Origin of the sequence: Escherichia sp. E14S1, assembly GCF_004211995.1 — a bacterium.
Classification (GTDB): Bacteria; Pseudomonadota; Gammaproteobacteria; order Enterobacterales; family Enterobacteriaceae; genus Escherichia.
On record NZ_RHJQ01000005.1, the window covers coordinates 305,205 to 326,954 of the forward strand.

At 50.1% G+C, this 21,750-nt stretch carries 20 protein-coding genes; 5 read left to right on the top strand and 15 right to left on the bottom strand.

What is annotated here, in order from left to right:
- Positions 1-49 precede the first annotated feature (49 nt).
- From dacA to leuS, 11 genes are all read right to left on the bottom strand, one after another.
- Positions 50-1,261 (bottom strand): D-alanyl-D-alanine carboxypeptidase DacA, encoded by a 1,212-nt coding sequence (gene dacA, locus D9734_RS07440; RefSeq protein ID WP_130206483.1) that lies wholly within the window; start codon positions 1,259-1,261, stop codon positions 50-52.
- A gap of 140 nt (positions 1,262-1,401) precedes the next feature.
- On the bottom strand, positions 1,402-2,478 hold the full coding sequence (gene rlpA, locus D9734_RS07445) for an endolytic peptidoglycan transglycosylase RlpA (protein ID WP_130206485.1): 1,077 nt from the start codon (positions 2,476-2,478) through the stop codon (positions 1,402-1,404).
- 9 nt (positions 2,479-2,487) lie between these two features.
- A complete protein-coding gene (gene mrdB, locus D9734_RS07450; protein ID WP_000131717.1) occupies positions 2,488-3,600 on the bottom strand; it encodes a peptidoglycan glycosyltransferase MrdB in 1,113 nt (370 codons plus the stop codon).
- Between the two features lie 2 nt (positions 3,601-3,602).
- Positions 3,603-5,504, bottom strand: coding sequence for a peptidoglycan DD-transpeptidase MrdA (gene mrdA, locus D9734_RS07455; RefSeq protein ID WP_130206487.1), 1,902 nt, complete (start codon positions 5,502-5,504; stop codon positions 3,603-3,605).
- 30 nt (positions 5,505-5,534) lie between these two features.
- On the bottom strand, positions 5,535-6,002 hold the full coding sequence (rlmH, locus tag D9734_RS07460) for a 23S rRNA (pseudouridine(1915)-N(3))-methyltransferase RlmH (protein ID WP_000776104.1): 468 nt from the start codon (positions 6,000-6,002) through the stop codon (positions 5,535-5,537).
- A gap of 3 nt (positions 6,003-6,005) precedes the next feature.
- Positions 6,006-6,323, bottom strand: a complete 318-nt coding sequence (gene rsfS / locus D9734_RS07465; RefSeq protein WP_001161662.1) for a ribosome silencing factor — start codon at positions 6,321-6,323, stop codon at positions 6,006-6,008.
- 259 nt (positions 6,324-6,582) lie between these two features.
- Positions 6,583-7,194: an adenosylcobalamin/alpha-ribazole phosphatase gene (locus D9734_RS07470; protein ID WP_130206532.1), complete on the bottom strand. Its 612-nt coding sequence runs from the start codon at positions 7,192-7,194 to the stop codon at positions 6,583-6,585.
- A gap of 23 nt (positions 7,195-7,217) precedes the next feature.
- On the bottom strand, positions 7,218-7,859 hold the full coding sequence (nadD, locus tag D9734_RS07475; protein ID WP_064528967.1) for a nicotinate-nucleotide adenylyltransferase: 642 nt from the start codon (positions 7,857-7,859) through the stop codon (positions 7,218-7,220).
- Between the two features lies 1 nt (position 7,860).
- Positions 7,861-8,892, bottom strand: a complete 1,032-nt coding sequence (gene holA, locus D9734_RS07480; RefSeq protein ID WP_130206489.1) for a DNA polymerase III subunit delta — start codon at positions 8,890-8,892, stop codon at positions 7,861-7,863.
- Positions 8,892-9,470 carry an LPS assembly lipoprotein LptE gene (gene lptE / locus D9734_RS07485; RefSeq protein WP_130206491.1) on the bottom strand — a complete coding sequence of 193 codons (579 nt, stop codon included), beginning with the start codon at positions 9,468-9,470 and terminating at the stop codon, positions 8,892-8,894. The genes holA and lptE overlap by 1 nt, the downstream gene beginning before the upstream one ends.
- Positions 9,471-9,484: 14 nt before the next feature.
- Complete coding sequence (gene leuS, locus D9734_RS07490; protein ID WP_130206493.1) at positions 9,485-12,067, bottom strand: leucine--tRNA ligase; 2,583 nt, start codon at positions 12,065-12,067, stop codon at positions 9,485-9,487.
- A 235-nt stretch (positions 12,068-12,302) separates the two neighbouring features.
- Here leuS and D9734_RS07495 point away from each other — a divergent pair, with 235 nt between their 5' ends.
- A complete protein-coding gene (locus D9734_RS07495; protein WP_001044880.1) occupies positions 12,303-12,785 on the top strand; it encodes a zinc ribbon-containing protein in 483 nt (160 codons plus the stop codon).
- A 69-nt stretch (positions 12,786-12,854) separates the two neighbouring features.
- Here D9734_RS07495 and D9734_RS07500 read toward each other — a convergent pair whose 3' ends face one another.
- On the bottom strand, positions 12,855-13,838 hold the full coding sequence (locus tag D9734_RS07500) for a tetratricopeptide repeat protein (RefSeq protein WP_276320412.1): 984 nt from the start codon (positions 13,836-13,838) through the stop codon (positions 12,855-12,857).
- 157 nt (positions 13,839-13,995) lie between these two features.
- Between D9734_RS07500 and D9734_RS07505 the strand changes: the two genes are divergently transcribed.
- On the top strand, positions 13,996-14,703 hold the full coding sequence (locus D9734_RS07505; protein ID WP_130206497.1) for a DUF1266 domain-containing protein: 708 nt from the start codon (positions 13,996-13,998) through the stop codon (positions 14,701-14,703).
- Positions 14,700-16,127 (top strand): J domain-containing protein, encoded by a 1,428-nt coding sequence (locus D9734_RS07510; RefSeq protein ID WP_130206499.1) that lies wholly within the window; start codon positions 14,700-14,702, stop codon positions 16,125-16,127. The genes D9734_RS07505 and D9734_RS07510 overlap by 4 nt, the downstream gene beginning before the upstream one ends.
- A 9-nt stretch (positions 16,128-16,136) precedes the next feature.
- On the opposite strand, the gene D9734_RS07515 is transcribed toward D9734_RS07510, so the two are convergent.
- A complete protein-coding gene (locus D9734_RS07515; RefSeq protein WP_130206501.1) occupies positions 16,137-16,691 on the bottom strand; it encodes a tetratricopeptide repeat protein in 555 nt (184 codons plus the stop codon).
- A gap of 101 nt (positions 16,692-16,792) precedes the next feature.
- Here D9734_RS07515 and D9734_RS07520 point away from each other — a divergent pair, with 101 nt between their 5' ends.
- Together D9734_RS07520 and D9734_RS07525 are read left to right on the top strand one after the other, a co-directional pair.
- On the top strand, positions 16,793-17,500 hold the full coding sequence (locus D9734_RS07520; protein ID WP_130206503.1) for a DUF1266 domain-containing protein: 708 nt from the start codon (positions 16,793-16,795) through the stop codon (positions 17,498-17,500).
- Complete coding sequence (locus D9734_RS07525; protein ID WP_130206505.1) at positions 17,497-18,948, top strand: J domain-containing protein; 1,452 nt, start codon at positions 17,497-17,499, stop codon at positions 18,946-18,948. Before D9734_RS07520 ends, D9734_RS07525 begins: the two co-directional genes overlap by 4 nt.
- A 75-nt stretch (positions 18,949-19,023) precedes the next feature.
- On the opposite strand, the gene hscC is transcribed toward D9734_RS07525, so the two are convergent.
- Together hscC and rihA are read right to left on the bottom strand one after the other, a co-directional pair.
- The gene (hscC, locus tag D9734_RS07530; protein ID WP_130206507.1) at positions 19,024-20,694 is read right to left on the bottom strand and encodes a molecular chaperone HscC; all 1,671 of its coding nucleotides are present in this window, start codon (positions 20,692-20,694) and stop codon (positions 19,024-19,026) included.
- An 83-nt stretch (positions 20,695-20,777) separates the two neighbouring features.
- A complete protein-coding gene (gene rihA, locus D9734_RS07535) occupies positions 20,778-21,713 on the bottom strand; it encodes a pyrimidine-specific ribonucleoside hydrolase RihA (RefSeq protein ID WP_130206509.1) in 936 nt (311 codons plus the stop codon).
- Positions 21,714-21,750 lie beyond the last annotated feature (37 nt).

Here is a 21,750-nt window from a genome sequence, read left to right on the forward strand (position 1 = left end):
TGATGCTTAGTATATGGGGGCGGAAAATACACTTTCAAGTGTTCAATTTTTAGCCGAACCAGTGATGGAACATTAATTTAATGTAATCAATGATTTTGCCGAAGAAGTTACCTTCCGGAATTTCCTGTAACACCACCAGCGGGCGTTGTTCGATAGTTTTGCCATCAAGCTGGAAGTTGATGGTGCCAACGACCTGGTTCTTTTGCAGCGGCGCATGCAGTTCACTGCTGTTCAGCACGTAGCTAGCTTTCAGGTCTTTCATGCGGCCACGCGGAATGGTCAGGTAAACGTCTTTATCAACCCCTAACGAAGCGCGGTCAGTATTACCAAACCAAACCGGTTCAGAGGCGAACTCTTTGCCAACTTTCAGTGGGTTAACCGTTTCGAAGAAACGGAAGCCCCAGGTCAGCAGTTTTTTACTTTCGGTTTCACGGCCTTTGAACGTGCGTCCGCCCATGACTGCGGAGATCAGACGCATCTGACCTTCCGTTGCGGAGGCGACAAGGTTGTAGCCCGCCTTGTCAGTATGGCCAGTTTTGATTCCGTCGACATTCAGGCTGTTATCCCATAGCAGGCCGTTACGGTTGAGCTGGCGAATACCGTTAAAGGTAAACTCTTTCTCTTTATAGATAGCGTATTCGTTAGGGACATCACGAATCAGGGCCTGACCGATCAGCGCCATATCACGCGCGGAGCTGTACTGACCGTCAGCGTCCAGACCGTGAACAGTCTGGAAGTGGGTATTTTTCAGGCCCAGGGCGTTAACGTAACTGTTCATCAGACCAACGAAAGCATCCTGGCTACCGGCGACGAAGTCAGCCATGGCAACACAAGCATCGTTACCAGATTGCAGGTTGATACCACGGATAAGCTGGGAAACCGGTACCTGCATGCCAGGTTTGAGGAACATCAGCGAAGAACCTCTGAACACCGGGTTACCGGTGGCCCAGGCGTCATTGCCGATGGTCACTAAATCAGATTCTTTGAATTTACCTGCTTTCATTGCCTGACCGATAACGTAGCTGGTCATCATTTTGGTCAGACTTGCAGGGTCGCGACGGACATCCGCATTTTGCTCGGCGAGCACTTTGCCGGAGTTATAGTCGATCAGGATGTAAGACTCCGCGTCGATCTGCGGTACACCCGGGATCATGGTTTTGATATTCAGGTCATCGGCATGTGCAGCAGAGATAAAGGCTGTGCAAAGAGCCGTGGTGAGCGCCAGGCGCTTCATGATACGAGCGGAAAAAATGGTATTCATGGTCTGAACTACGACATCCGTGATGGAATTTAAAATAAGTGCCCTACTATAGCAAATGCACTACCGCCAGGCATCCGACTTTCCGCGTGACTTTGTTAACGTCATTTACAGAAATTGACATTTCAGATGCCTGCCTTACGTTATTGCGCGGTGGTAATAAATGACTGTAATTGGGCTTCGGTTTGTAAACGTTGCTGCAAGGCACTGGCTTCAGCTTTGTTGGCGAATGGACCAAGCTGAATACGCCAGACCGCGCCGTTTTGGGTCACGCGACCGGGTACGCCGAACTGTTGTCCCAGTTGCTGTTGATACTGTTGCGCGCGTGCCTGATCGCTAACGGCCCCCACTTGCACCATAAAGTTACCGCTGGCGCTTTGCGAAGCGGCTTGCGGTGTCACCATTGCAGATGTTGTTGCAGATGCTGAGACAACGGGCTGTGGTGCAGGCGTCGGTTCGCTGCCTTCCAGTACGCCGGGCGCCAGGGTAGTCGGCGCGCCGAGGAAGCCGCTGCTGGTTACCGGCGCGCCGGTCGGATCTTCGCTTTTCAGCGTTGAGTTGCTGACCGGGAGAATATCACCCTGCGGGACAGACATAGAGTTTGTTCCGCTGCCGCCGTTTAAATCGGGCGGCGCAGGCAGGGCGTAAGTCTGTTTGGCAATGGTAGTACAAGCCATGCCTGGGCCAGAAAATGAACCATCCTGGGCGACGATAATAGGATCGATACGAACTTTTGTATTGTTCGAGGTGTTAAGACGGTCAGCTGCCGCGCGTGAAAGTGAAATCACACGGTCGTTGCCGTAGGGACCGCGATCGTTAATGCGCACCACGATCATCCGCCCATTAGCCAGGTTGGTGATTCTGGCGTAGCTGGGGATGGGGAGCGTTGGATGCGCCGCCGTCAGCTGCGTTGGATCAAATGCTTCGCCAGATGCTGTCAGATTGCTGCCAGGTTCGGCATCATAAATGGCTGCAAGGCCCGCCTGACTAAAGCGTGAAGGGTCCTGCACGATTTTGTAGCTTCTGCCGTCGCGCTGATAATCCTGATTTGCCGTCGCGTTCAGTGGTTCGAAACGTGGTTCCGCCCCGCTAATTTCAACTATAGGGCCGTTACATACCGCAGGCTGCGGCACACTTACCGTCTGTTGCTGACCATCATCGCTAGTACATGCCGCGAGCATTCCTGCCGCGATGCAGATCCCGAGCCACTGCTTACGCATTCGCACCTCTTACACGCTTTTCGACAACATTTTCCTGTGGGTGTGGATTGACATCACAATCCCAAACCCAGCCATCAGCACTATGAGCGCCGATCCTCCATAACTGACCAGCGGGAGTGGAACCCCTACAACCGGCAGAATACCGCTTACCATACCAATATTTACGAAGACATAAACGAATAATATCAGCATTAAGCCGCCAGCCATGACGCGACCAAAGGTAGTTTGTGCTCTGGCTGCAATCCACAGTCCGCGCATGATGAGCAGAATATAGAGAGCAAGCAGAATCAAAATACCCACTAATCCCAACTCTTCCGCCAGTACCGCGAAGATAAAATCGGTATGGCGTTCGGGCAGAAATTCAAGCTGTGACTGGGTACCGTGCAGCCAGCCTTTACCGCGTAATCCGCCGGAGCCAATAGCAATTTTAGACTGAATAATGTGATAGCCCGCGCCAAGTGGGTCTGATTCCGGGTCGAGTAGCATCATTACGCGCTGGCGCTGGTAATCATGCATCAGGAAGAACCACAAGATTGGGATAAATGCTGCCACCAGTACCACTGCAACGCCAATCAGGCGCCAGCTAAGTCCGGAGAGAAACAGTACAAACAGACCGGAAAGCGCAACGAGGATTGACGTTCCCAGGTCAGGCTGCGCTGCCACCAGCAACGTGGGCATAAAAATCAGCACCAGCGCGATGGCGGTATTTTTTAACGACGGCGGGCAAACGTCACGGTTGATAAAGCGAGCCACCATGAGCGGCACAGCTATTTTGGCGATTTCCGAGGGCTGGAAACGAACGATACCGAGATCCAGCCAACGTTGAGCGCCTTTGGAGATGGCCCCAAAGGCATCTACCGCTACCAGCAAAATAATACAGATGATATAGAGATAGGGCGCCCAGCCTTCATAAACGCGCGGCGGAATTTGAGCCATCACCACCATAATGACCAGCCCCATCGCGATCTGGCCGATTTTACGCTCCATCATGCCGATGTCCTGGCCGCTGGCGCTCCAGATTACCAGGGCGCTGTAGACCAGTAATGCCAGTAAGATCAGTAGCATTGTGGGATCAAGATGGACTTTATCCCAGAATGTTTTTTTATTCGGATTATCCGTCATGATTAATGGTCCTCCGCAGCAGTAACCGCCGGGTTTTCTGCAGGCAGATCGGTGTTGTTGTCACCAAGCATAATATGGTCGAGGATCTGGCGCATCAGCGTACCGACCGCCGGGCCAGCCCCGCCGTTTTCCAGAATCATAGCGACAGCGACTTGCGGATTGTTATACGGCGCAAACGCGGTCATCAGTTTGTGGTCGCGCAGACGCTCGGCAATTTTGTGCGCATTATAGGTTTCGTTCGCCTTCAGGCCGAAGACCTGCGCGGTACCGGATTTCGCCGCAATTTTGTAGGGCGCGCTGGCAAAGTATTTATGTGCCGTACCGTTAGGACGGTTAGCAACACCAAACATGCCGTCTTTCGCCAGTTCCCAGTAACCAGAATGAATATCGCCTACCGGCGGTTCATGCGGCTGTACCCATGGCACTTGTTTGCCATTTTCGGCGGTGCTCATCAGCAAATGCGGAACCTTCACAATACCGTCGTTAATCAGGATCATCAGTGCTTTGTTCATCTGGATAGGGGTCGCTGTCCAGTACCCCTGACCGATACCGACCGGAATGGTGTCACCCTGATACCACGGTTTTTTAAAGCGTTTCTGTTTCCATTCGCGGGTCGGCATATTACCGGAACGTTCTTCCGACAGATCGATACCGGTGTAATGACCGTAGCCAAATTTACCCATCCATTCAGAAAGGCGGTCGATGCCCATATCGTAGGCAACCTGATAGAAGAAGGTATCTGCTGACTCTTCCAGCGATTTAGTGACATTCAGGCGACCGTGGCCCCATTTTTTCCAGTCACGATAACGCTTTTCAGACCCCGGCAATTGCCACCATCCAGGATCAAACAGGCTGGTATTACGGGTGATTACCCCTGCACTTAATGCCGAAACCGCCACATAAGGTTTAACCGTCGACGCTGGCGGATAAACCCCCTGCGTGGCACGGTTCACCAGTGGTGTGTTCGGGTCGTTCAGCAACGCGGAATAATCTTTGCTGGAGATACCGTCAACAAACAGGTTAGGGTCGTAACTTGGCGTGGAAACCAGCGCCAGCACGCCACCTGTACGCGGATCGGTGACCACAACAGCGGCACGACTGCCCGCCAGCAGTGTTTCAATGTACTGCTGGAGCTTGAGATCAATCGTCAGGTAAATATCATGCCCGGCCTGCGGCGATACTTCTTTTAACTGGCGGATGACGCGACCGCGGTTGTTAACTTCAACTTCTTCATAACCCGTCTGGCCGTGCAGAACATCTTCGTAGTAACGTTCAATCCCCAGCTTGCCGATATCATGTGTTGCGGCATAGTTGGCCAGTTTGCCGTCATTATTCAGTCGCTCGACGTCTTTATCGTTAATTTTCGAGACATAACCGATAACGTGGGTCAGCGCTGAGCCATAGGGATAGTAACGACGTTTATAGCCTTTAACTTCCACACCAGGAAAACGGTACTGGTTAACGGCGAAACGCGCCACCTGAACTTCAGTCAGGTTGGTTTTCACCGGAATAGAGGTAAAACGGTGCGAACGTGCACGCTCCTTTCGAAACACGGCGATATCGTCATCGGTCAGGTCAACCACGCTGCGCAGGGCGTCCAGAGTCTGCTGCACGTTATCGACTTTCTCCGGCATCATCTCTATCTGATAGATAGTTCGGTTGAGCGCCAGAGGGATACCGTTACGGTCGTAGATAATGCCGCGGCTGGGGGCGATAGGCACCAGCTTAATGCGGTTTTCATTAGAACGGGTCTGGTAATCGGTAAAGCGAACAATTTGTAGATTATACAAGTTGGCGATGAGCACGCCGGTTAGCAGCAAAATCCCCAAAAAGGCGACCAGCGCCCGGCGCACAAACAGCGCGGACTCTGCCGAATAGTCGCGAAAAGAGTTCTGTAATTTCATCCGCTGCGTTTTCTACTTAAGGCTACCATATCACTCACGGTGATAAGGATGGTTGGTGGTAATGCTCCACGCCCGGTACAGACTCTCTGCGACCAGTACGCGAACCAGCGGATGGGGGAGGGTAAGCGCCGAAAGTGACCAGCTTTGTTCTGCCGCCGCTTTACAGGCAGGCGATAACCCTTCCGGCCCGCCAATCAGCAAGCTGACATCGCGGCCATCCAGCTTCCAGCGTTCCAGTTCAGCGGCTAACTGCGGCGTGTCCCAGGGCTTGCCTGGGATATCAAGGGTGACAATGCGGTTTTTACCTGCGGCAGCCAGCATTTGCTCACCCTCTTTGTCGAGTATGCGCTTGATATCCGCGTTCTTGCCGCGTTTTCCCGCCGGAATTTCAATCAGTTCAAAAGGCATATCTTTCGGAAAACGACGCAGGTACTCGGTAAAACCGGTTTGTACCCAGTCCGGCATTTTCGTTCCCACGGCGACAAGTTGCAGCTTCACGCATTAACTCCAGAGTTTTTCCAGCTCATACAGGCGACGGCTCTCTTCCTGCATAACATGGACAATCACATCACCTAGATCGACCACAATCCAGTCCGCGCCGTTTTCACCTTCAACGCCGAGAGGCAATAAACCCGCAGCGCGAGATTCCTGAACCACGTGGTCAGCAATGGACATAACATGGCGGCTGGATGTACCCGTACAGATGATCATACAGTCGGTGATACTGGATTTGCCCTGAACGTCTAAGGCGATGATGTCCTGACCTTTGAGGTCATCAATTTTGTCGATAACAAAATCCTGGAGTGCTTTACCCTGCAAGTTTTCCCCCTGGGTGAAATAAAAAAGATAAAAATGGTCTGTCAGTATACCTGAAGCAGAGGCGATTTCGGGACAAATGTCAGCAAATCGGCTCTTGAAAGTGGGCTATCATCCCACCCCGCGTCACAGATTGCATCGCCATTTTTGTAAAACAATTTCTACAAAGTCGTGTATGGCGGAAAAGTCAGGTTGCGGAGAATATCAGCCTGCCCGGGCCTGTCAATGTCCGTTGCGGCTTACCTGTAAAAAAACAGAAAAGTCATGCTTCTTCGCACCAGATGGCGCGGCTATTGAGGACGCGTAGTGTTGCGAACTCGTCATTGATATCAATGGCGCTCCAGCAGCCCTGGTCTACACGAAAATGCCACATTGCCTCGGGAGGCATGCCGATTAAGCGGGCAATCAACAGGCTCAACACACCCTGGTGGCTAACGATTAATATGTTTTTGTGCTGCTGATACTCACCAAGTCCGGCAATAAACCTTTCTATCCGCTGTGAAAATGCCTGAAAGCCTTCACCGCGAGTAGGGATGGTATGCTGCCAGTCATTGCACCAGGCACTATAGTTTTCGGCATCTTCTTGCATCAGCTCGCGATGATGCCGCATTTCCCAGTCACCAAAAAACATTTCGTTGAGTTCAGGGATGATTTGCATGGGGAGTTGACGGGCATCAAGAACCAGGCGCGCGGTGTGCTGCGCCCGTTCCAGTTCACTGCATAAAACCTTATCGAAGGGAACATCACGTAGCAGTGTATGCAAGCTTTTCGCCTGCGCGATACCGCGCTCCGTAAGTGGTGTAGGCGCATGACCGCTGTATAACCCGTCGACATTCGCTTGCGTTTCACCGTGACGAATTAACCACAGTCGCATCATTCCCTCCGTGACGGCAGATATCAGCGATACAAGCCTTGTTGGTTAATGTAAGTCAGTACCGATTCTGGTAACAATTCCTCACAAGATTCGCCGTTTTGCAAACGTTCGCGGATGATTGTCGCCGAGATGTTGAACCACGGCGTTTCGGCGAGATAAATTTTACCTGCAGGCTGAAGATGCAGATCTTCCGGATTATGCGTCAAATGATCTTCCAGCCACTGCTGGTACTGCGGTTGTGCCATTTCCAGCGGATAACCTGGACGTCGACAGACTATCAAATGTGCATTGTCGAGAATCGTTTCGTATTCATACCAGGTCGGAAAGTTCAGCAGCGAGTCCTGACCGATAATAAACGCCAGCGGCACATCTGGGCCTTGCTCCTGTCGCCACTCTTTTAACGTCTGCGATGTGTAAGAGGGGGCATTACGCTTTAACTCGCGTTCATCAAGGGTAAACAGCGACTTGTCGGCAATCGCCAGTTCAAGCATGTGTTTTCGCTGCACGCTGTTCGCTTCAGGCTGGGGGCGATGCGGAGGAACGTTGTTAGGGATAATCGTTACCCGCGTCAGGCCAATCAGATTCGCCAGCGTTTCCACGGGTTTTAGATGGCCATAATGCACCGGGTCGAAGGTGCCGCCAAACAGAGCTTGTAAAGATTTCATATCAACCGTCGATAAATACGTCTGCCAGTGGTTTATGACACAAAAGAAGAGATAATCCCTCCAGTTCTGCCCACACGGACTGACCGTAATCTTGTTTGAGAGTAAGTTCCGTTCGTGTCAGGAGTTGTACAGCCTGACGTAACTGTGGCTGACTCAGGCGATTTAGCGCTTCGCTAATCATGTTACGACGGTTCTGCCATACCCGATGCTTGTCAAACAGCGTACGCAGCGGAGTATGAGCAGACTGACGCTTCAGATTAACCAGTAGCAATAGCTCACGTTGCAAAGTACGCAACAAAATCACCGGTTCACTGCCTTCCAGGCGCAGCTGCTGCAGAATATGCAATGCGCGCTTGCTTTTGCCGCTCAACAAAGCGTCAACCCAATGAAAAGGGGTGAAATGTGCGGCATCATTCACCGCTTGCTCAACGCGCGGCAGTGTCAGTTTGCCATCCGGCCAGAGTAGCGATAAACGCTCCAGTGCCTGTGCCAGCGCCAGCAGGTTTCCTTCATAACAGTAGCAGAGCACCTGATTCGCCGCGTCATCCAGTTCTAAATTGAGCTGTTTTGCTCGCGCGGCAACCCAGCGAGGAAGCTGGGCCTGTTCTGGGGTCTGGCAAGTAACCTGCACGCTACGGTTTGCAAGCGCGGTAAACCAGGCGGCATTTTCCTGCGCTTTGCTCAATTTATTACCGCGGACGATCAACAGCAGATCGTCATGCAGCAATCCGGTGAGCGTGAGGAGTTGTTCATTGATCGCCGCATTCGGTCCGTTTTCTGGTAACAACAGCAATAGCGTTTGTCGACTGGCAAACAGGCTCATTGCCTGGCATAGCGAAAATATTGCGTTCCAGTCCGTGTTGGGAACAATGGAAAAAGTGTGGTGTTCTTCGAATCCTTGTGCCGCAGCTACCTGACGAATGGCGTCCTGGCTTTCTTGCAACAACAGGGGATCGTTACCAAGTAAAAGATAGGCCGCGCGCAGCCCTTCAGTGAGCTGCGCGCGGAGTTGTTCCGGGTACAACCGAATCATCAGTTACCCAGCGTGGTGGAGACGCGTGCAGGCGTTGCTGTGGTATCCGTTGTTGCCGACGTTTCTTCGTCGGAACGGACGTCCGCAGCGCGAATGCTTGGCAGCTTACGAATAAGCTGTTCGGCGGCACGGTCGTACATCTCTTTAATGATCATGTCCTGCTCGTTATCTTTCGCTAACGCCATTTGCGGGTTATCGAAGAACGAACGGAAGACTTTGGCGCTAATCGGGTAGATATCTCGCCCAGGAATCAATACCGACGCGCTAACAGTCATCACCATCTGATATTCCGCAGTTTGACCATTACGGAAAACCGACGCGGTATCCTGTGAGATTGATACAGCGCCCAGACGCAGGGATGGAACATCCTTACGCGTGGTTTCTTTATCGAGCAACTCGACACCGTTCAGACGTAACTGGTTACGCACTGCACGGCTTAACGGCCCGTTCGGGTCACCGGAATCCAGGATCATAACCTTCATAGTGGAAGGGACCTGCGTGGTATCACGCAGATGCCAGCCACACCCGGCGGTGATTAACACCGCCAGAGATAACAACAATGTTGCCAGATATCGCACGCTTCCTCCCGCGCTTAGCCAACGACCAGATTGAGGAGTTTACCCGGTACGTAAATCACTTTACGCACGGTAACGCCATCAAGATATTTTGCTACCAGATGCTCCTGGCCAGCACGTTCGCGAACCTGTTCTTCCGTTGCATCCACCGGAACGGTGATTTTGGCACGGACTTTACCGTTAACCTGAACAACGACCAGCGTGGAGTCTTCCACCATCGCTTTTTCGTCAGCCACCGGCCACGGCGCGTTGTCGATATCGCCTTCGCCTTTCAGTTCCTGCCACAGCGTGAAACAGATGTGTGGGGTGAACGGGTTAAGCATACGAACTACCGCCAGCAGCGCTTCCTGCATCAGGGCGCGATCCTGCTCGCCATCGGTCGGTGCTTTCGCCAGTTTGTTCATCAGCTCCATAATCGCCGCAATTGCGGTGTTGAAGGTCTGACGACGGCCGATATCATCGGTCACTTTAGCGATTGTTTTATGCACATCGCGACGCAGCGCTTTCTGATCTTCAGTCAGTGCATCGACGTTCAGTGCCGCAACATCGCCTTTCGTAGTATGCTCGTACACCAGTTTCCAGACACGTTTCAGGAAGCGGTTAGCCCCTTCCACACCGGATTCCTGCCATTCAAGAGTCATATCCGCCGGAGAAGCGAACATCATAAACAGACGAACGGTGTCCGCGCCGTAACGTTCAACCATCACCTGCGGGTCGATACCGTTGTTCTTCGACTTGGACATTTTGCTCATGCCGGTATAAACCAGCTCATGGCCTGCCGCGTCTTTCGCTTTTACGATACGGCCTTTCTCGTCACGTTCAACGATAGCATCAACCGGGGAAACCCAGTTACGTTCGCCGTTTTCGCCAACATAGTAGAAGGCATCTGCCAGCACCATACCCTGACACAGCAACTGTTTCGCTGGTTCGTCAGAGTTCACCATGCCTGCATCACGCATCAGTTTGTGGAAGAAGCGGAAGTAGAGCAGGTGCATGATGGCGTGTTCGATACCACCAATGTAGATATCCACCGGCAGCCAGTAGTTAGCCGCTTCGGAATCCAGCATACCTTCTTTGTACTCCGGGCAAGTGTAGCGCGCATAGTACCAGGAGGACTCCATAAAGGTGTCGAAAGTGTCGGTTTCACGCAGCGCTGGCATACCGTTAACGGTGGTTTTCGCCCACTCCGGATCTGCTTTAATCGGGCTGGTAATGCCGTCCATCACCACATCTTCCGGCAGGATCACCGGCAGCTGGTCGTCCGGGGTCGGCATCACAGTGCCGTCTTCCAGCGTCACCATCGGAATCGGTGCGCCCCAGTAACGCTGACGGGAAACACCCCAGTCGCGCAGGCGATAGTTCACTTTACGCTCGCCAACGCCCATTTCAGTCAGTTTGTCGGCAATAGCGTTAAAGGCTGCTTCATGGTCAAGACCATTAAACTCGCCAGAGTTGAACAGCATGCCTTTTTCAGTCAGAGCCTGCTGAGAAAGGTCTGGTTCAGAACCGTCAGCCGCCAGGATAACCGGCTTGATGTTCAGGCCGTATTTAGAGGCAAACTCGTAGTCGCGCTGGTCGTGACCCGGAACCGCCATGACTGCGCCCGTGCCGTACTCCATCAATACGAAGTTTGCTGCCCAAACAGGAATTTCTTCGCCCGTTAATGGGTGAACAGCTTTAAAGCCAGTATCGACGCCTTTTTTCTCCATCGTCGCCATTTCAGCTTCGGCAACTTTGGTGTTACGGCATTCGTCAATAAAGGCCGCCAGTTCTGGATTATTTTCCGCCGCTTTCTGCGCCAGCGGATGACCTGCCGCTACCGCCAGATAGGTACAACCCATAAAGGTGTCCGGGCGAGTAGTATAAACAGTCAGCGTGTTGTCATAGTCGTTAACGTTGAAGGTGATTTCTACGCCTTCGGAACGACCGATCCAGTTACGCTGCATAGTTTTAACGGTGTCTGGCCAGTGATCGAGTTTATCCAGATCGTTGAGCAGCTCGTCAGCGTAAGCGGTGATTTTGATAAACCACTGCGGGATCTCTTTACGCTCAACTTTGGTATCGCAGCGCCAGCAGCAGCCGTCGATAACCTGTTCGTTCGCCAGTACGGTCTGGTCGTTCGGGCACCAGTTGACCGCAGAGGTTTTCTTATACACCAGGCCTTTTTTATACAGCTCGGTGAAGAATTTCTGTTCCCAACGGTAGTATTCCGGCGTGCAGGTTGCCAGCTCGCGGCTCCAGTCATAACCAAAGCCCAGCATTTTGAGCTGGTTTTTCATGTACGCGATGTTGTCGTACGTCCACGGTGCTGGCGCGGTGTTGTTTTTTACCGCCGCGCCTTCCGCAGGCAGACCAAACGCGTCCCAGCCGATCGGCTGCAGAACGTTTTTGCCCAGCATGCGCTGGTAACGGGCGATCACGTCACCGATGGTGTAGTTACGTACGTGGCCCATGTGTAGTCGACCAGAAGGATAGGGAAGCATAGACAGGCAGTAATACTTCTCTTTGCTCTCGTCTTCGGTTACTTCAAATGTGCGCTTCTCATCCCAATGAAGCTGTACTTTGGATTCTATCTCTTCCGGGCGGTATTGCTCTTGCATGGCAGCCAGTGGTCCTGTTTTCATTACGGCTACAAAAGTAGCGTTAGAGGTGGTTTTTCAGATCCGCATAGCATAGCCCAAACGTCCGCGTCAAAACAGCCTTTCGCGCACTCGACGTTGAAATCGCACAGCGGTAATCCTTGCACGAATTTACACACTCTGTGGGCAGTCTTGCAAAGTTGAGCGTAAATAACGTCTATTATTATAGCCAGTTAACGACACGGGAGATGAAATGATGAACAAGGTTGCTCAATATTACCGTGAACTGGTGGCGTCATTAAGCGAGCGACTGCGTAATGGCGAACGCGATATCGATGCACTGGTAGAACAGGCGCGTGAGCGTGTAATAAAAACAGGGGAGTTAACGCGGACCGAGGTCGATGAACTGACTCGGGCCGTCAGACGTGACCTGGAAGAGTTCGCCATGAGTTATGAAGAGAGCCTGAAGGAAGAATCCGACAGCGTTTTTATGCGGGTGATTAAAGAAAGCCTCTGGCAGGAACTGGCGGACATCACCGATAAAACGCAGCTTGAATGGCGTGAAGTTTTCCAGGATCTCAATCATCACGGGGTTTATCACAGCGGAGAAGTGGTAGGGCTTGGGAATCTGGTCTGCGAGAAATGTCACTTCCATCTCCCGATCTACACGCCGGAAGTGCTGACGCTATGCCCGAAATGTGGTCATGATCAGTTCCAGAGACGCCCGTTCGAGCCGTAATAGTTTGATTTCGCACACCAATAAAGAGAATTTGGGCCGAATGAAATTCCCCGGCCCTTGTTTTTATCTCTACAGTAAATCTTCAATCTCACGGATTTCTTGACTGACATCTCTGGTACCGGATGACTGAACTTTACGATACAGGTCGAGAGCCTGTAGGAGATCGACAGGTCCTCCTTCTCCGTAGTGATACATAATGGCCAGGTTATACCAGGCAGTGGCGTCATTGCATTCAGCGGCTTTCGTAAACCATTCAAAGGCAGCGTTATAATCTTTCTCAACGCCTTGCCCATGTTTATACATATAGCCGATGTTAACGTAAGCGCCGATGCTTCCCTGAGCGGCAGCCTTCAGATACCAGTACATCGCTTGTTTATAGTCCTGGTCCACTCCTTCGCCCAAATCATAATCCCACGCTATTTGAAATTGGGCGTGCTGATTACCTTGCAGGGCGCTTTTCAAATACCAGAATGCGGCGAGAGTCTTGTTTTGGGGAACACCTGTACCTTTTTCATAAAGGTCAGCAAGGTTATCCTGTGCGGGATTATGCCCCTGGAGCGCGGCTTGTTTGTACCAATAGAAAGCCTGTTCATAGTCTTGCGTCACCCCAGTGCCATTTTGGTACATTAACCCCAGATTATTTTGTGCATATTTCAACCCCTGCTCTGCTGCCTTCCGATACCACTCAACCGCATCTTCATAGTTAGGCGGTGCCGCTTCGTCGAGTATGCAACCCAGCAAATTGGCTGCTAATGCCTGTTCTTGCAAGGCGGCTTTCTTCAACCAGAAGATAGCTTGCGCATTATCTTTATAGCGGCTTTTATTCTCGTTATATTTTCGACCTAAAGAATATTGTGCTTCACAATGCCCTTGTTCAGCGGCAAGTTTGAGCCAGTAAAAGGCCTTTTCGTCGTCCGGAGAGTCAATTGCACTATCGCGATTGTAATAAAACCCAACAATATATTGTGCCTCACTATCGCCTTGTTTAGCACGTTCGATAATCTCATCTATTGATAAATTATCGCAGCAACTTGACGTAAAAATCATTATCATTTCCTTATGGTTGCAGATAAAACATATTATATTTTTATGTGTTCTGTTTTTGCGTAAGTCTTATTTTATGCGTATCATGCTGCGTCAGAAAAGTATAAATAAATGAGCCTCGCAATGTGGTTGATATTCATTAAATGAATATTTAAGGACAAATTATATGGACATGGAGTCGCAAAAAATATTGTTTGCACTTTCCACTCCGATGGAAATACGCAATGAATGCTGTTTACCTTCGCATTCATCTCCCAAAATGTATTTAGGTACACGCTTTTTTGACCTTTCTTCTTCCTGGGGAATTGATGGCCGTGATGACCTGCTGCGCACAATTCACCGAATGATCGATAACGGTCATGCTGCACGGTTGGCTGGATTTTATCACCGCTGGTTTCGTTATTCGCCATGTGAATGGCGTGGCTATCTTGCTGAATTAAATGAGCAAGGTCAGGCTTATGCGCAATTTGTCGCCAGCACCGCCGAATGCTGTGGCGAAGGGGGAATCAAAGCCTGGGATTATGTCCGGATGGGTTTTTTAAGCCGTATGGGCGTACTTAATAACTGGCTGAGTGAAGAAGAAAGTCTATGGATCCAGTCGCGCATTCATTTACGGGCGCTACGTTATTATAGTAACTGGCGGCAATACTTTGCCGGTTATACCTTTGGTCGACATTATTGGCAGTCTCCCGAGGATGATAATCTGCCTTTATTACGTGAATTCTTAGCGCGTAAAGAATACGACGATTCCGGCAATGATATGTTTTATCAATTAGTTGCCAGTGACGATGCATATTACGCGACCTTACCCTGGCAACATCTGGCTGACTACCCTTCATGCCCGGAAACGCTTAAGGATATGAGCGACCTATGAAAAATTGCTGGAAGATCCTTGAAATAGAGGAAACGACTGACGTCGATATTATCCGTCGCGCTTATCTGGCGCTGTTACCGTCCTTTCATCCAGAAACCGATCCACAGGGCTTTAAACAACTGCGTCAGGCGTATGAAGACGCGCTACGGATTGCGCAGTCGCCTGCTAAATCTGTTTGGCAAGCAGAAGAACATGAAGTTGCAGAACATGAAATTCTGCTCGCCTTTCGTGCGTTACTTGCCTTTGATAGCGAACGTTTTCTGCCCTCAGCCTGGCAGCGATTCATTCAGCAATTAAATTATTGCTCGATGGAAGAGATTGATGAATTACGCTGGTTGTTGTGCGCGATAGCTATGAACACTGCCCATTTATCCTTCGAGTGCGTGGCGTTATTAGCTGAAAGATTGCGGTGGTTGCAGGAGGAAAACACTGGGGAAATAGACGAAGAAGAACTGGAATCCTTTTTATATGCCATTGCGAAGGGGGATATTTTTAACTTCCAGACCATTCTGCATCTGTCCGTTGCCGTGCAAAATGAAACCATTGATTTTTACCAAATGTTCGCTCGGATTTGGTCATCGCATCCAGAATGGCTGACACTGTATTTAGCGCAACATCGCGCAGTGATTATCCCCGATGATGCAAAACTGCACAGAAATTTACTGTGCTGGTATACCTCAAGCCACGTGGGAATACCCGAACTCCTGGATTATGTTCGGTCGTGGCGGGAAGCTGAACCTGATAATGAAGATGCGCGTTATTATGAATACGCGCAACGCGTCTATTGTGGAGAAGGCGAAAACCTGCTGGCAGAACTTTGTGACTACTGGCGCGAGTATCCCTCTACCCAGGCGGATGCTTTAATGTTGCAATGGTGCCGTCAGCATCGGGTCGATTATTACCCGTTAGTGGTTATGATGATTGAAGCACGTGAACTGGTTAACGATCAGGGAAAACCGCTACTTTATGTTCCTGGCGACAGCGCCAGTACGCGCTTTCAATTATACGAAATACTCAGCCATGAAAAACTCTCTGCGCTGGGGCGTTCTCTGGTCGAGATGGTTTTGCACAAAGGGCGTAAGCCGCGAATCTCACTCACGCGTGATACAGAGCATTCCTTATGGCCATTATATTTAGTTGCTAAACAATTAGTGCTGGCGAACCAGCCTACAGAAGAATCATTAATGCCGATCGTCGCTCGTCTTGATGCAGAAGATCGTTGCCCACTGGAAGCATTAATTATTCGTCGATTATTAATTCAGTCGGCGAATTTTACCGAGAAGCAAACCGTCGAACCGGAGCCGCAACCGCAGCCAATGCCTGTTGATGATGGTGGGCCGGGCTGTCTGGGCATCATTAAAATTATTTTCTATATTTTTATTTTTGCTGGTTTGATAGGGAAAATACTCCATCTCTTCGGGTGACAGTCGACGTTAATGTGCGGGAAGCCCGGCAAGCAATCTTTCCGCATTTTTGTAATGTTGTTTGGCGGCCAGTTTTAACCATTTTTGAGATTCATAATGGTTAACATTAACACCTGAGCCATTTCTGTAGATCAAACCCAAAGTATATTGAGCATGAGCATACCCTTGTTCAGCTGCTTCCTTATACCAGAGAATTGCTTTACGGGTATCTGGTTTGACTCCCAGACCTTTCAGGTAGATCCACCCCAGTTTGCTTTGTGCGCGCGGATTTTCCTGTTCTGCTGATTGCTCATACCAGTATCTCGCCTGTGTATAATCCAGTGGTTTACCGTCGCTACCATGAAGATAAAATTCGCCAAGGCGATATTGCGACGTTGAGTGACCATGAATCGCGGAAAGCTCCGTTGCTGCCGTGGTAAACGGAAGACTGCCTGGTGATCTTAAATAATCAAAGACATAATTCGCCATAGCTTTATCGCGCAAGGTCGTTTTCTTAGGTTGGCTAATACAAGTGATAGCCGCAACTATAAATATTGCGAATATAAAATATATTTTTTTGTTCATTTATCAATACTTCGATTTTCTTTTTATTTTGAAAGCGTCAAGTTTATACTCATCATTAATAAAAAAGTAGTCAGTTAATGTACTTAAAGGATTGTTAATATATGGATAAGGAAGAACAACGCCTTCTATTTGCGCTTTCTACGCCAATGGAGATTCTTAATAAGGGATGCAAGCCTGCACAGGACTCGCCAAAAATGTATACCGGAGTAAAAGAATTTGATCTGTCATCATCCTGGGGAATAAATAATCGTGATGATTTAATTCAGACTATTTACCAAATGACCGATGATGGTCACGCAAATGATTTAGCCGGGTTATATCTGGCATGGCATCGCTCTTCACCTGAAGAGTGGAAAGCATTAATTGCTGGTGGCTCTGACAGAGGGCTAATTTATACCCAATTTGTTGCACAAACCGCTATGTGCTGCGGGGAAGGGGGAATCAAAGCCTGGGATTATGTTCGAATGGGGTTTCTGTCACGGGTCGGTGTGCTCAACAAGTGGCTGACGGAAGACGAGAGTTTATGGCTGCAATCGCGTGTCTATGGACGAGCACACCATTACTATCACAGTTGGATGCACTATTTTTCCGCCTATTCGTTAGGACGTCTCTACTGGCAATCCGCTCAGTGCGAAGACAACGCTTCGCTACGCGAGGCGCTGACCTTGTACAAATACGATAGCGCCGGGAGTCGGATGTTCGAAGAGCTGGCAGCGGGAACCGATCGTTTCTATGCCACGCTTCCCTGGCAGCCATTAACTGCCCAGCCTAAATGCCCGGCAACGCTTAAGGATGTGAGCGACCTATGAAAACATGTTGGCAAATCCTCGAAATCGAAAGCACAACACAAGTTGATATTATCCGTCAGGCTTATCTTGCTCGTTTACCGTTGTACCATCCAGAAACCGATCCGCAGGGATTTAAAGCATTACGCCAGGCCTATGAAGAGGCGCTGCGACTTGCGGTCAATCCAGACGAAAAAAATGCTGATAACGAGAAAGATCTTGCAGAAGAGCACGAAGCACTGAAAGCGTTCAGAACCTTACTGGCTTCGGAAAGTGATCGTTTTCAGCCCTCCGCCTGGCAGAAATTTATTCAGCAATTAAATACCTGGAACATGGAGGATGTCGAACAATTACGCTGGCCGCTGTGTGCAATCGCTATGAAGGCGCGATATCTTTCATTGAATTGTGCATCTTTGTTGGCAGAGCGTTTGAACTGGCATTCGTTTAGTGACAGCGAAGGAATGGATGAAGAAGAGCGGGAGGCTTTTCTTGAGGCCATTCAGGCTGGGGATTGTTTCGATTTCCTTAGCCTTCTGGAATATCCCGTCGCGTTACAGAACCAGACTGTTGATTATTACTTCGCGCTGGAACGTTGCGGTCGTTACCATCCTGACTATGTCACTGCATTTTTGGCGATGGCAGGTCCGTGGTTAATTCCTGATGATGAGAAGTTGCATCGCAAATTGTTGCGCTGGTATAGCTCGGTACAAACAGGTATGGCGGAACTCATTCCTGTTGCCCAACAGTGGCAAACGGAAGAACCTGAAAGCGAAGATGCCCGATATTACTCGTGTGCACAACGGTTGTACTGCGGTGAGGGGGAAAGTCTGCTTGCCGATCTCTGCGCATACTGGGAGAGTTACCCATCTACACTAGCGGATTATTTGTTGTTGCAGTGGAGCAAGCGTCATTGCCCGGATTATTTCGCGTTATTAGTGATGGTTATCGAAGCGCGAAGCATGATTGATGCACAAGGTAAGCCGCTGAAATATGTCCCCGGCGAGAGCGCCTGGACGCGGCTGTTATGGGCGGAAATTTTACATAGCGGAAAATTATCGCCGTTAGGTCAATCGTTTATCGAGTCGTTATTCTTCAAACGCAAAGCATGGGCGTGGTGGAAATCGAGAGTCGGTAGCGAGACAGGGCAAGATTCACCGTTACTGGATCTGTATCGGGTAGCGGAACAGGTAGTACTGGAAGCGTTTCCGAAACAAGAGATGCTGGCCCGTCTTAATACAAGGCTGGAAGGCGGAGACGCTCATCCATTAGAGGCCATTATCACCCGGATGCTGTTGACAAAAGTGAAACTCGAGCCGGAGGATGAAGATGTCGATGAGCCTATACCTGAAAATCATGAAGAGAAAAATGATGAGGATGAAAAACCACAGAGCATTACCAGCATTATTAAAATCAGCTTAACGGTGCTGGTGATAGGTTATGCTCTCGGCAAAATCGCGATGTTGCTCAGTTAGATGTGATGCTGACGCATCTTATCCGATCTACGAGTAGGCCGGATGCAGCGTTTACGCCGCATCCGGCAGTCGTGTTTATGGGAGCTCAATGGCTAAATAATCGCTCGCCCGCCGCCTAACCTCATCGACGCGGGCCATATCGTTTGACTGCAACGCCTCATCAAAATCGGTCATCACCCGGCCAATCTCTTCTCGCTCTTCACCCAGCGCACGCGCCCACAACTCTTCCAGTTTGGCTTTAAAGGTACGGTTAATGAGCATATCGCGCGGATAAATTTTCAATGCGGATAACCGCGCCCGACTCTCTTCAATCTGCTGAGCGCTCAATGTTACCGGACTGTGATTAATGACTCTGGACTTAACGCTGCCGTCTTCCAGAAGCACGTCAACTTCAAGCAACCCGTTGATATCATAACTAAAGCGAATATCAATCGACTGATAAACCCCGGTTTTCTTCAACGGCACATCGAATGATTCCACCAGAATGTTATTTTTAACTTTGTGGTTTTCTCCCTGATAGACGTTAACCGTAATTGAATCCTGTTCCGGGTGCATGGTTGAGTAAGTTTCTACACGCGATACAGGCACAGTGGTGTTTCGTTCAATAATTGGCGAGAAAATGCCGGAAACGCCCTGGCGGTTAACTTCAACGCCCAACGAGTAGGGGCAAATATCGGTGAGGATCACTTCTTCAATGTCTTCGCTGCGTAAGCGGCAGGCGGCCTGGATCGCTGCGCCCAGCGCGACAATGGTGCTCGGGTCGTAACTTTGATACGGTAGTTTGCCAAACAGACGCACGGCGATTCGCTGCACCAGTGGCATTTGCGACGCACCGCCGACCAGTACCAGGCTGTCGATTTGACTCGGTTTCAGACGTGCATCGCGCAACGCCTGTTCAATCGGTACACGCAAGCGGTTGAGTAGCGGTAACCACAAATCTTCCAGTTCGTTCTCGTAAAATTCGCACTCCCGCGTTTCATCCTGGTACTGCCAGCGAATGTGCATTGGCGATTGATTGCTACATTTTGCCGCTTCCACGCAGGCGTATAAGGCTGCCAGTTCGCTCTCGTTAAGCGTGGTTTTGGCAACTTCCGCGCGTCTTAAAACTTCATCGACCAGCATATGAGTAAAATCTTCGCCACCAAGAAAGTTATCACCCGCGGAGGCGTGCACTTCAATCACCGGCGTAGCGTATTCAAGCACCGTGACGTCAAACGTGCCGCCACCGAGATCAAAAACCAGCGAGCGGGTATTTTGCTGCGTATGCAGGCCATACGCCATCGCGGCTGCCGTTGGCTCATTAATCAGGCGCACTGCATTTAGCCCGGCTAACTCTGCTGCTAAACGGGTATGCTTGCGTTGTTCATCACTGAAATAAGCAGGAACAGAGATCACCACATCTTTAATCGGTTGTTGCAGGAATTCTTCGGCATCTTCTTTTAATGAACGCAATACCAAAGAGGACAATTCCGGTGCATTAAATGTGTCACCGCCTAAACGCCAGTTGGTATTACTGCCCATCGCGCGTTTAAATAACGCTGCGGTTTTATCAGGATGCGATGTGCGCCTGGACACTGCCGGTTTACCGACCAGAATATGGTTATTTTCATCCATGCTAATTATGGATGGTGTTAAATATTCACCGAATTTATTTGGAATTAATTGTGCGGCACCGTCTTTCCAGACAGCAATTAAACTATTGGTAGTACCGAGATCGATACCAATGGCGAGTTCTGCATTATCCATTGCATTTATATCTTGAAAGAAAAAGAGATAACCAGATTAAGACCACCCTGGTAAAACGTGGTGATCTTAATCAATAAGGAGTATTAAGCGTAAAATTTCAGACGTTCAGCCAGTAAATCAACAAAGCCCTGACGATCAACATCGACCATTACAGTGGCATTCGGTTTATTACCGGTAAGATAGTAATAATCAACAACTGTCATCCCCTGGGTATATTTCCCCTGTGTTTCAACGCCGACCCAGCGCTCCACGGTGGTAAACAACTCGGGTTTCAATAGCCAGGCAATGGTGCACGGATCGTGCAGCGGCGCGCCGACAAAGCCCCATTTTTCGTCTTTATGATATTCGAGGAAGAAATCCAGCAGTTCGGCAACAATGGTTGAAATCGGGTTACCAATCGCGCGGAAACGCTCGGTGTCTTCAACGTGGATTTGTGCTTTGTGAGTGACATCCAGACCGGCCATCACCACCGGAATCCCTGACTGGAAGACAATCTCTGCTGCTTCCGGGTCCACGTAAATATTAAACTCGGCGGCTGGCGTCCAGTTACCAAGCCCCATTGCACCGCCCATAATCACGATACGGGCGATTTTGCTGTGCAGTTCCGGATGGCTATTGAGCAGCAAGGCGACGTTAGTTTGCGGTCCGGTAGAAACAATGGTGACAGGTTCCGCACTTTCACGCAGCGTTTTCGCCATCAGCTCTACCGCCGTACAGTTTTGCGGTGCAAACGTCGGTTCCGGTAATGCCGGACCATCCAGACCGCTTTCGCCGTGTACGTTGTCCGCGATAATCAACTCACGCATTAACGGTTTCACCGCACCGCTTGCTACCGGAATATCGGTGCGATTAAGCAAGGTAAGCATACGCAGAACATTGCGTAATGTTTTATCGGGTGTCTGGTTTCCGGCGGAAGATGTGATGGCTTTGACATCAAGCTCTGGTGAGGCGAGGGCGAGAACTATTGCGATAGCGTCGTCATGACCTGGGTCGCAATCTAACAGAATTGGCAGTGCCATTGTTGCTCCTTGTTGTGTGTTTCTTTGCGACAAGGGT

Bases quoted from the DNA above. Each gene is read 5' to 3' on its own strand.
- D9734_RS07470 (WP_130206532.1), bottom strand. From the start codon at position 7,194: ATGCGACTGTGGTTAATTCGTCACGGTGAAACGCAAGCGAATGTCGAC.
- rlpA (WP_130206485.1), bottom strand. From the start codon at position 2,478: ATGCGTAAGCAGTGGCTCGGGATCTGCATCGCGGCAGGAATGCTCGCG.
- mrdA (WP_130206487.1), bottom strand. From the start codon at position 5,504: ATGAAATTACAGAACTCTTTTCGCGACTATTCGGCAGAGTCCGCGCTG.
- nadD (WP_064528967.1), bottom strand. From the start codon at position 7,859: ATGAAATCTTTACAAGCTCTGTTTGGCGGCACCTTCGACCCGGTGCAT.
- leuS (WP_130206493.1), bottom strand. From the start codon at position 12,067: ATGCAAGAGCAATACCGCCCGGAAGAGATAGAATCCAAAGTACAGCTT.
- D9734_RS07500 (WP_276320412.1), bottom strand. From the start codon at position 13,838: ATGATAATGATTTTTACGTCAAGTTGCTGCGATAATTTATCAATAGAT.
- D9734_RS07510 (WP_130206499.1), top strand. From the start codon at position 14,700: ATGAAAAATTGCTGGAAGATCCTTGAAATAGAGGAAACGACTGACGTC.
- rihA (WP_130206509.1), bottom strand. From the start codon at position 21,713: ATGGCACTGCCAATTCTGTTAGATTGCGACCCAGGTCATGACGACGCT.
- dacA (WP_130206483.1), bottom strand. From the start codon at position 1,261: ATGAATACCATTTTTTCCGCTCGTATCATGAAGCGCCTGGCGCTCACC.
- D9734_RS07505 (WP_130206497.1), top strand. From the start codon at position 13,996: ATGGACATGGAGTCGCAAAAAATATTGTTTGCACTTTCCACTCCGATG.
- D9734_RS07525 (WP_130206505.1), top strand. From the start codon at position 17,497: ATGAAAACATGTTGGCAAATCCTCGAAATCGAAAGCACAACACAAGTT.
- D9734_RS07495 (WP_001044880.1), top strand. From the start codon at position 12,303: ATGAACAAGGTTGCTCAATATTACCGTGAACTGGTGGCGTCATTAAGC.
- D9734_RS07515 (WP_130206501.1), bottom strand. From the start codon at position 16,691: ATGAACAAAAAAATATATTTTATATTCGCAATATTTATAGTTGCGGCT.
- mrdB (WP_000131717.1), bottom strand. From the start codon at position 3,600: ATGACGGATAATCCGAATAAAAAAACATTCTGGGATAAAGTCCATCTT.
- hscC (WP_130206507.1), bottom strand. From the start codon at position 20,694: ATGGATAATGCAGAACTCGCCATTGGTATCGATCTCGGTACTACCAAT.
- D9734_RS07520 (WP_130206503.1), top strand. From the start codon at position 16,793: ATGGATAAGGAAGAACAACGCCTTCTATTTGCGCTTTCTACGCCAATG.
- holA (WP_130206489.1), bottom strand. From the start codon at position 8,892: ATGATTCGGTTGTACCCGGAACAACTCCGCGCGCAGCTCACTGAAGGG.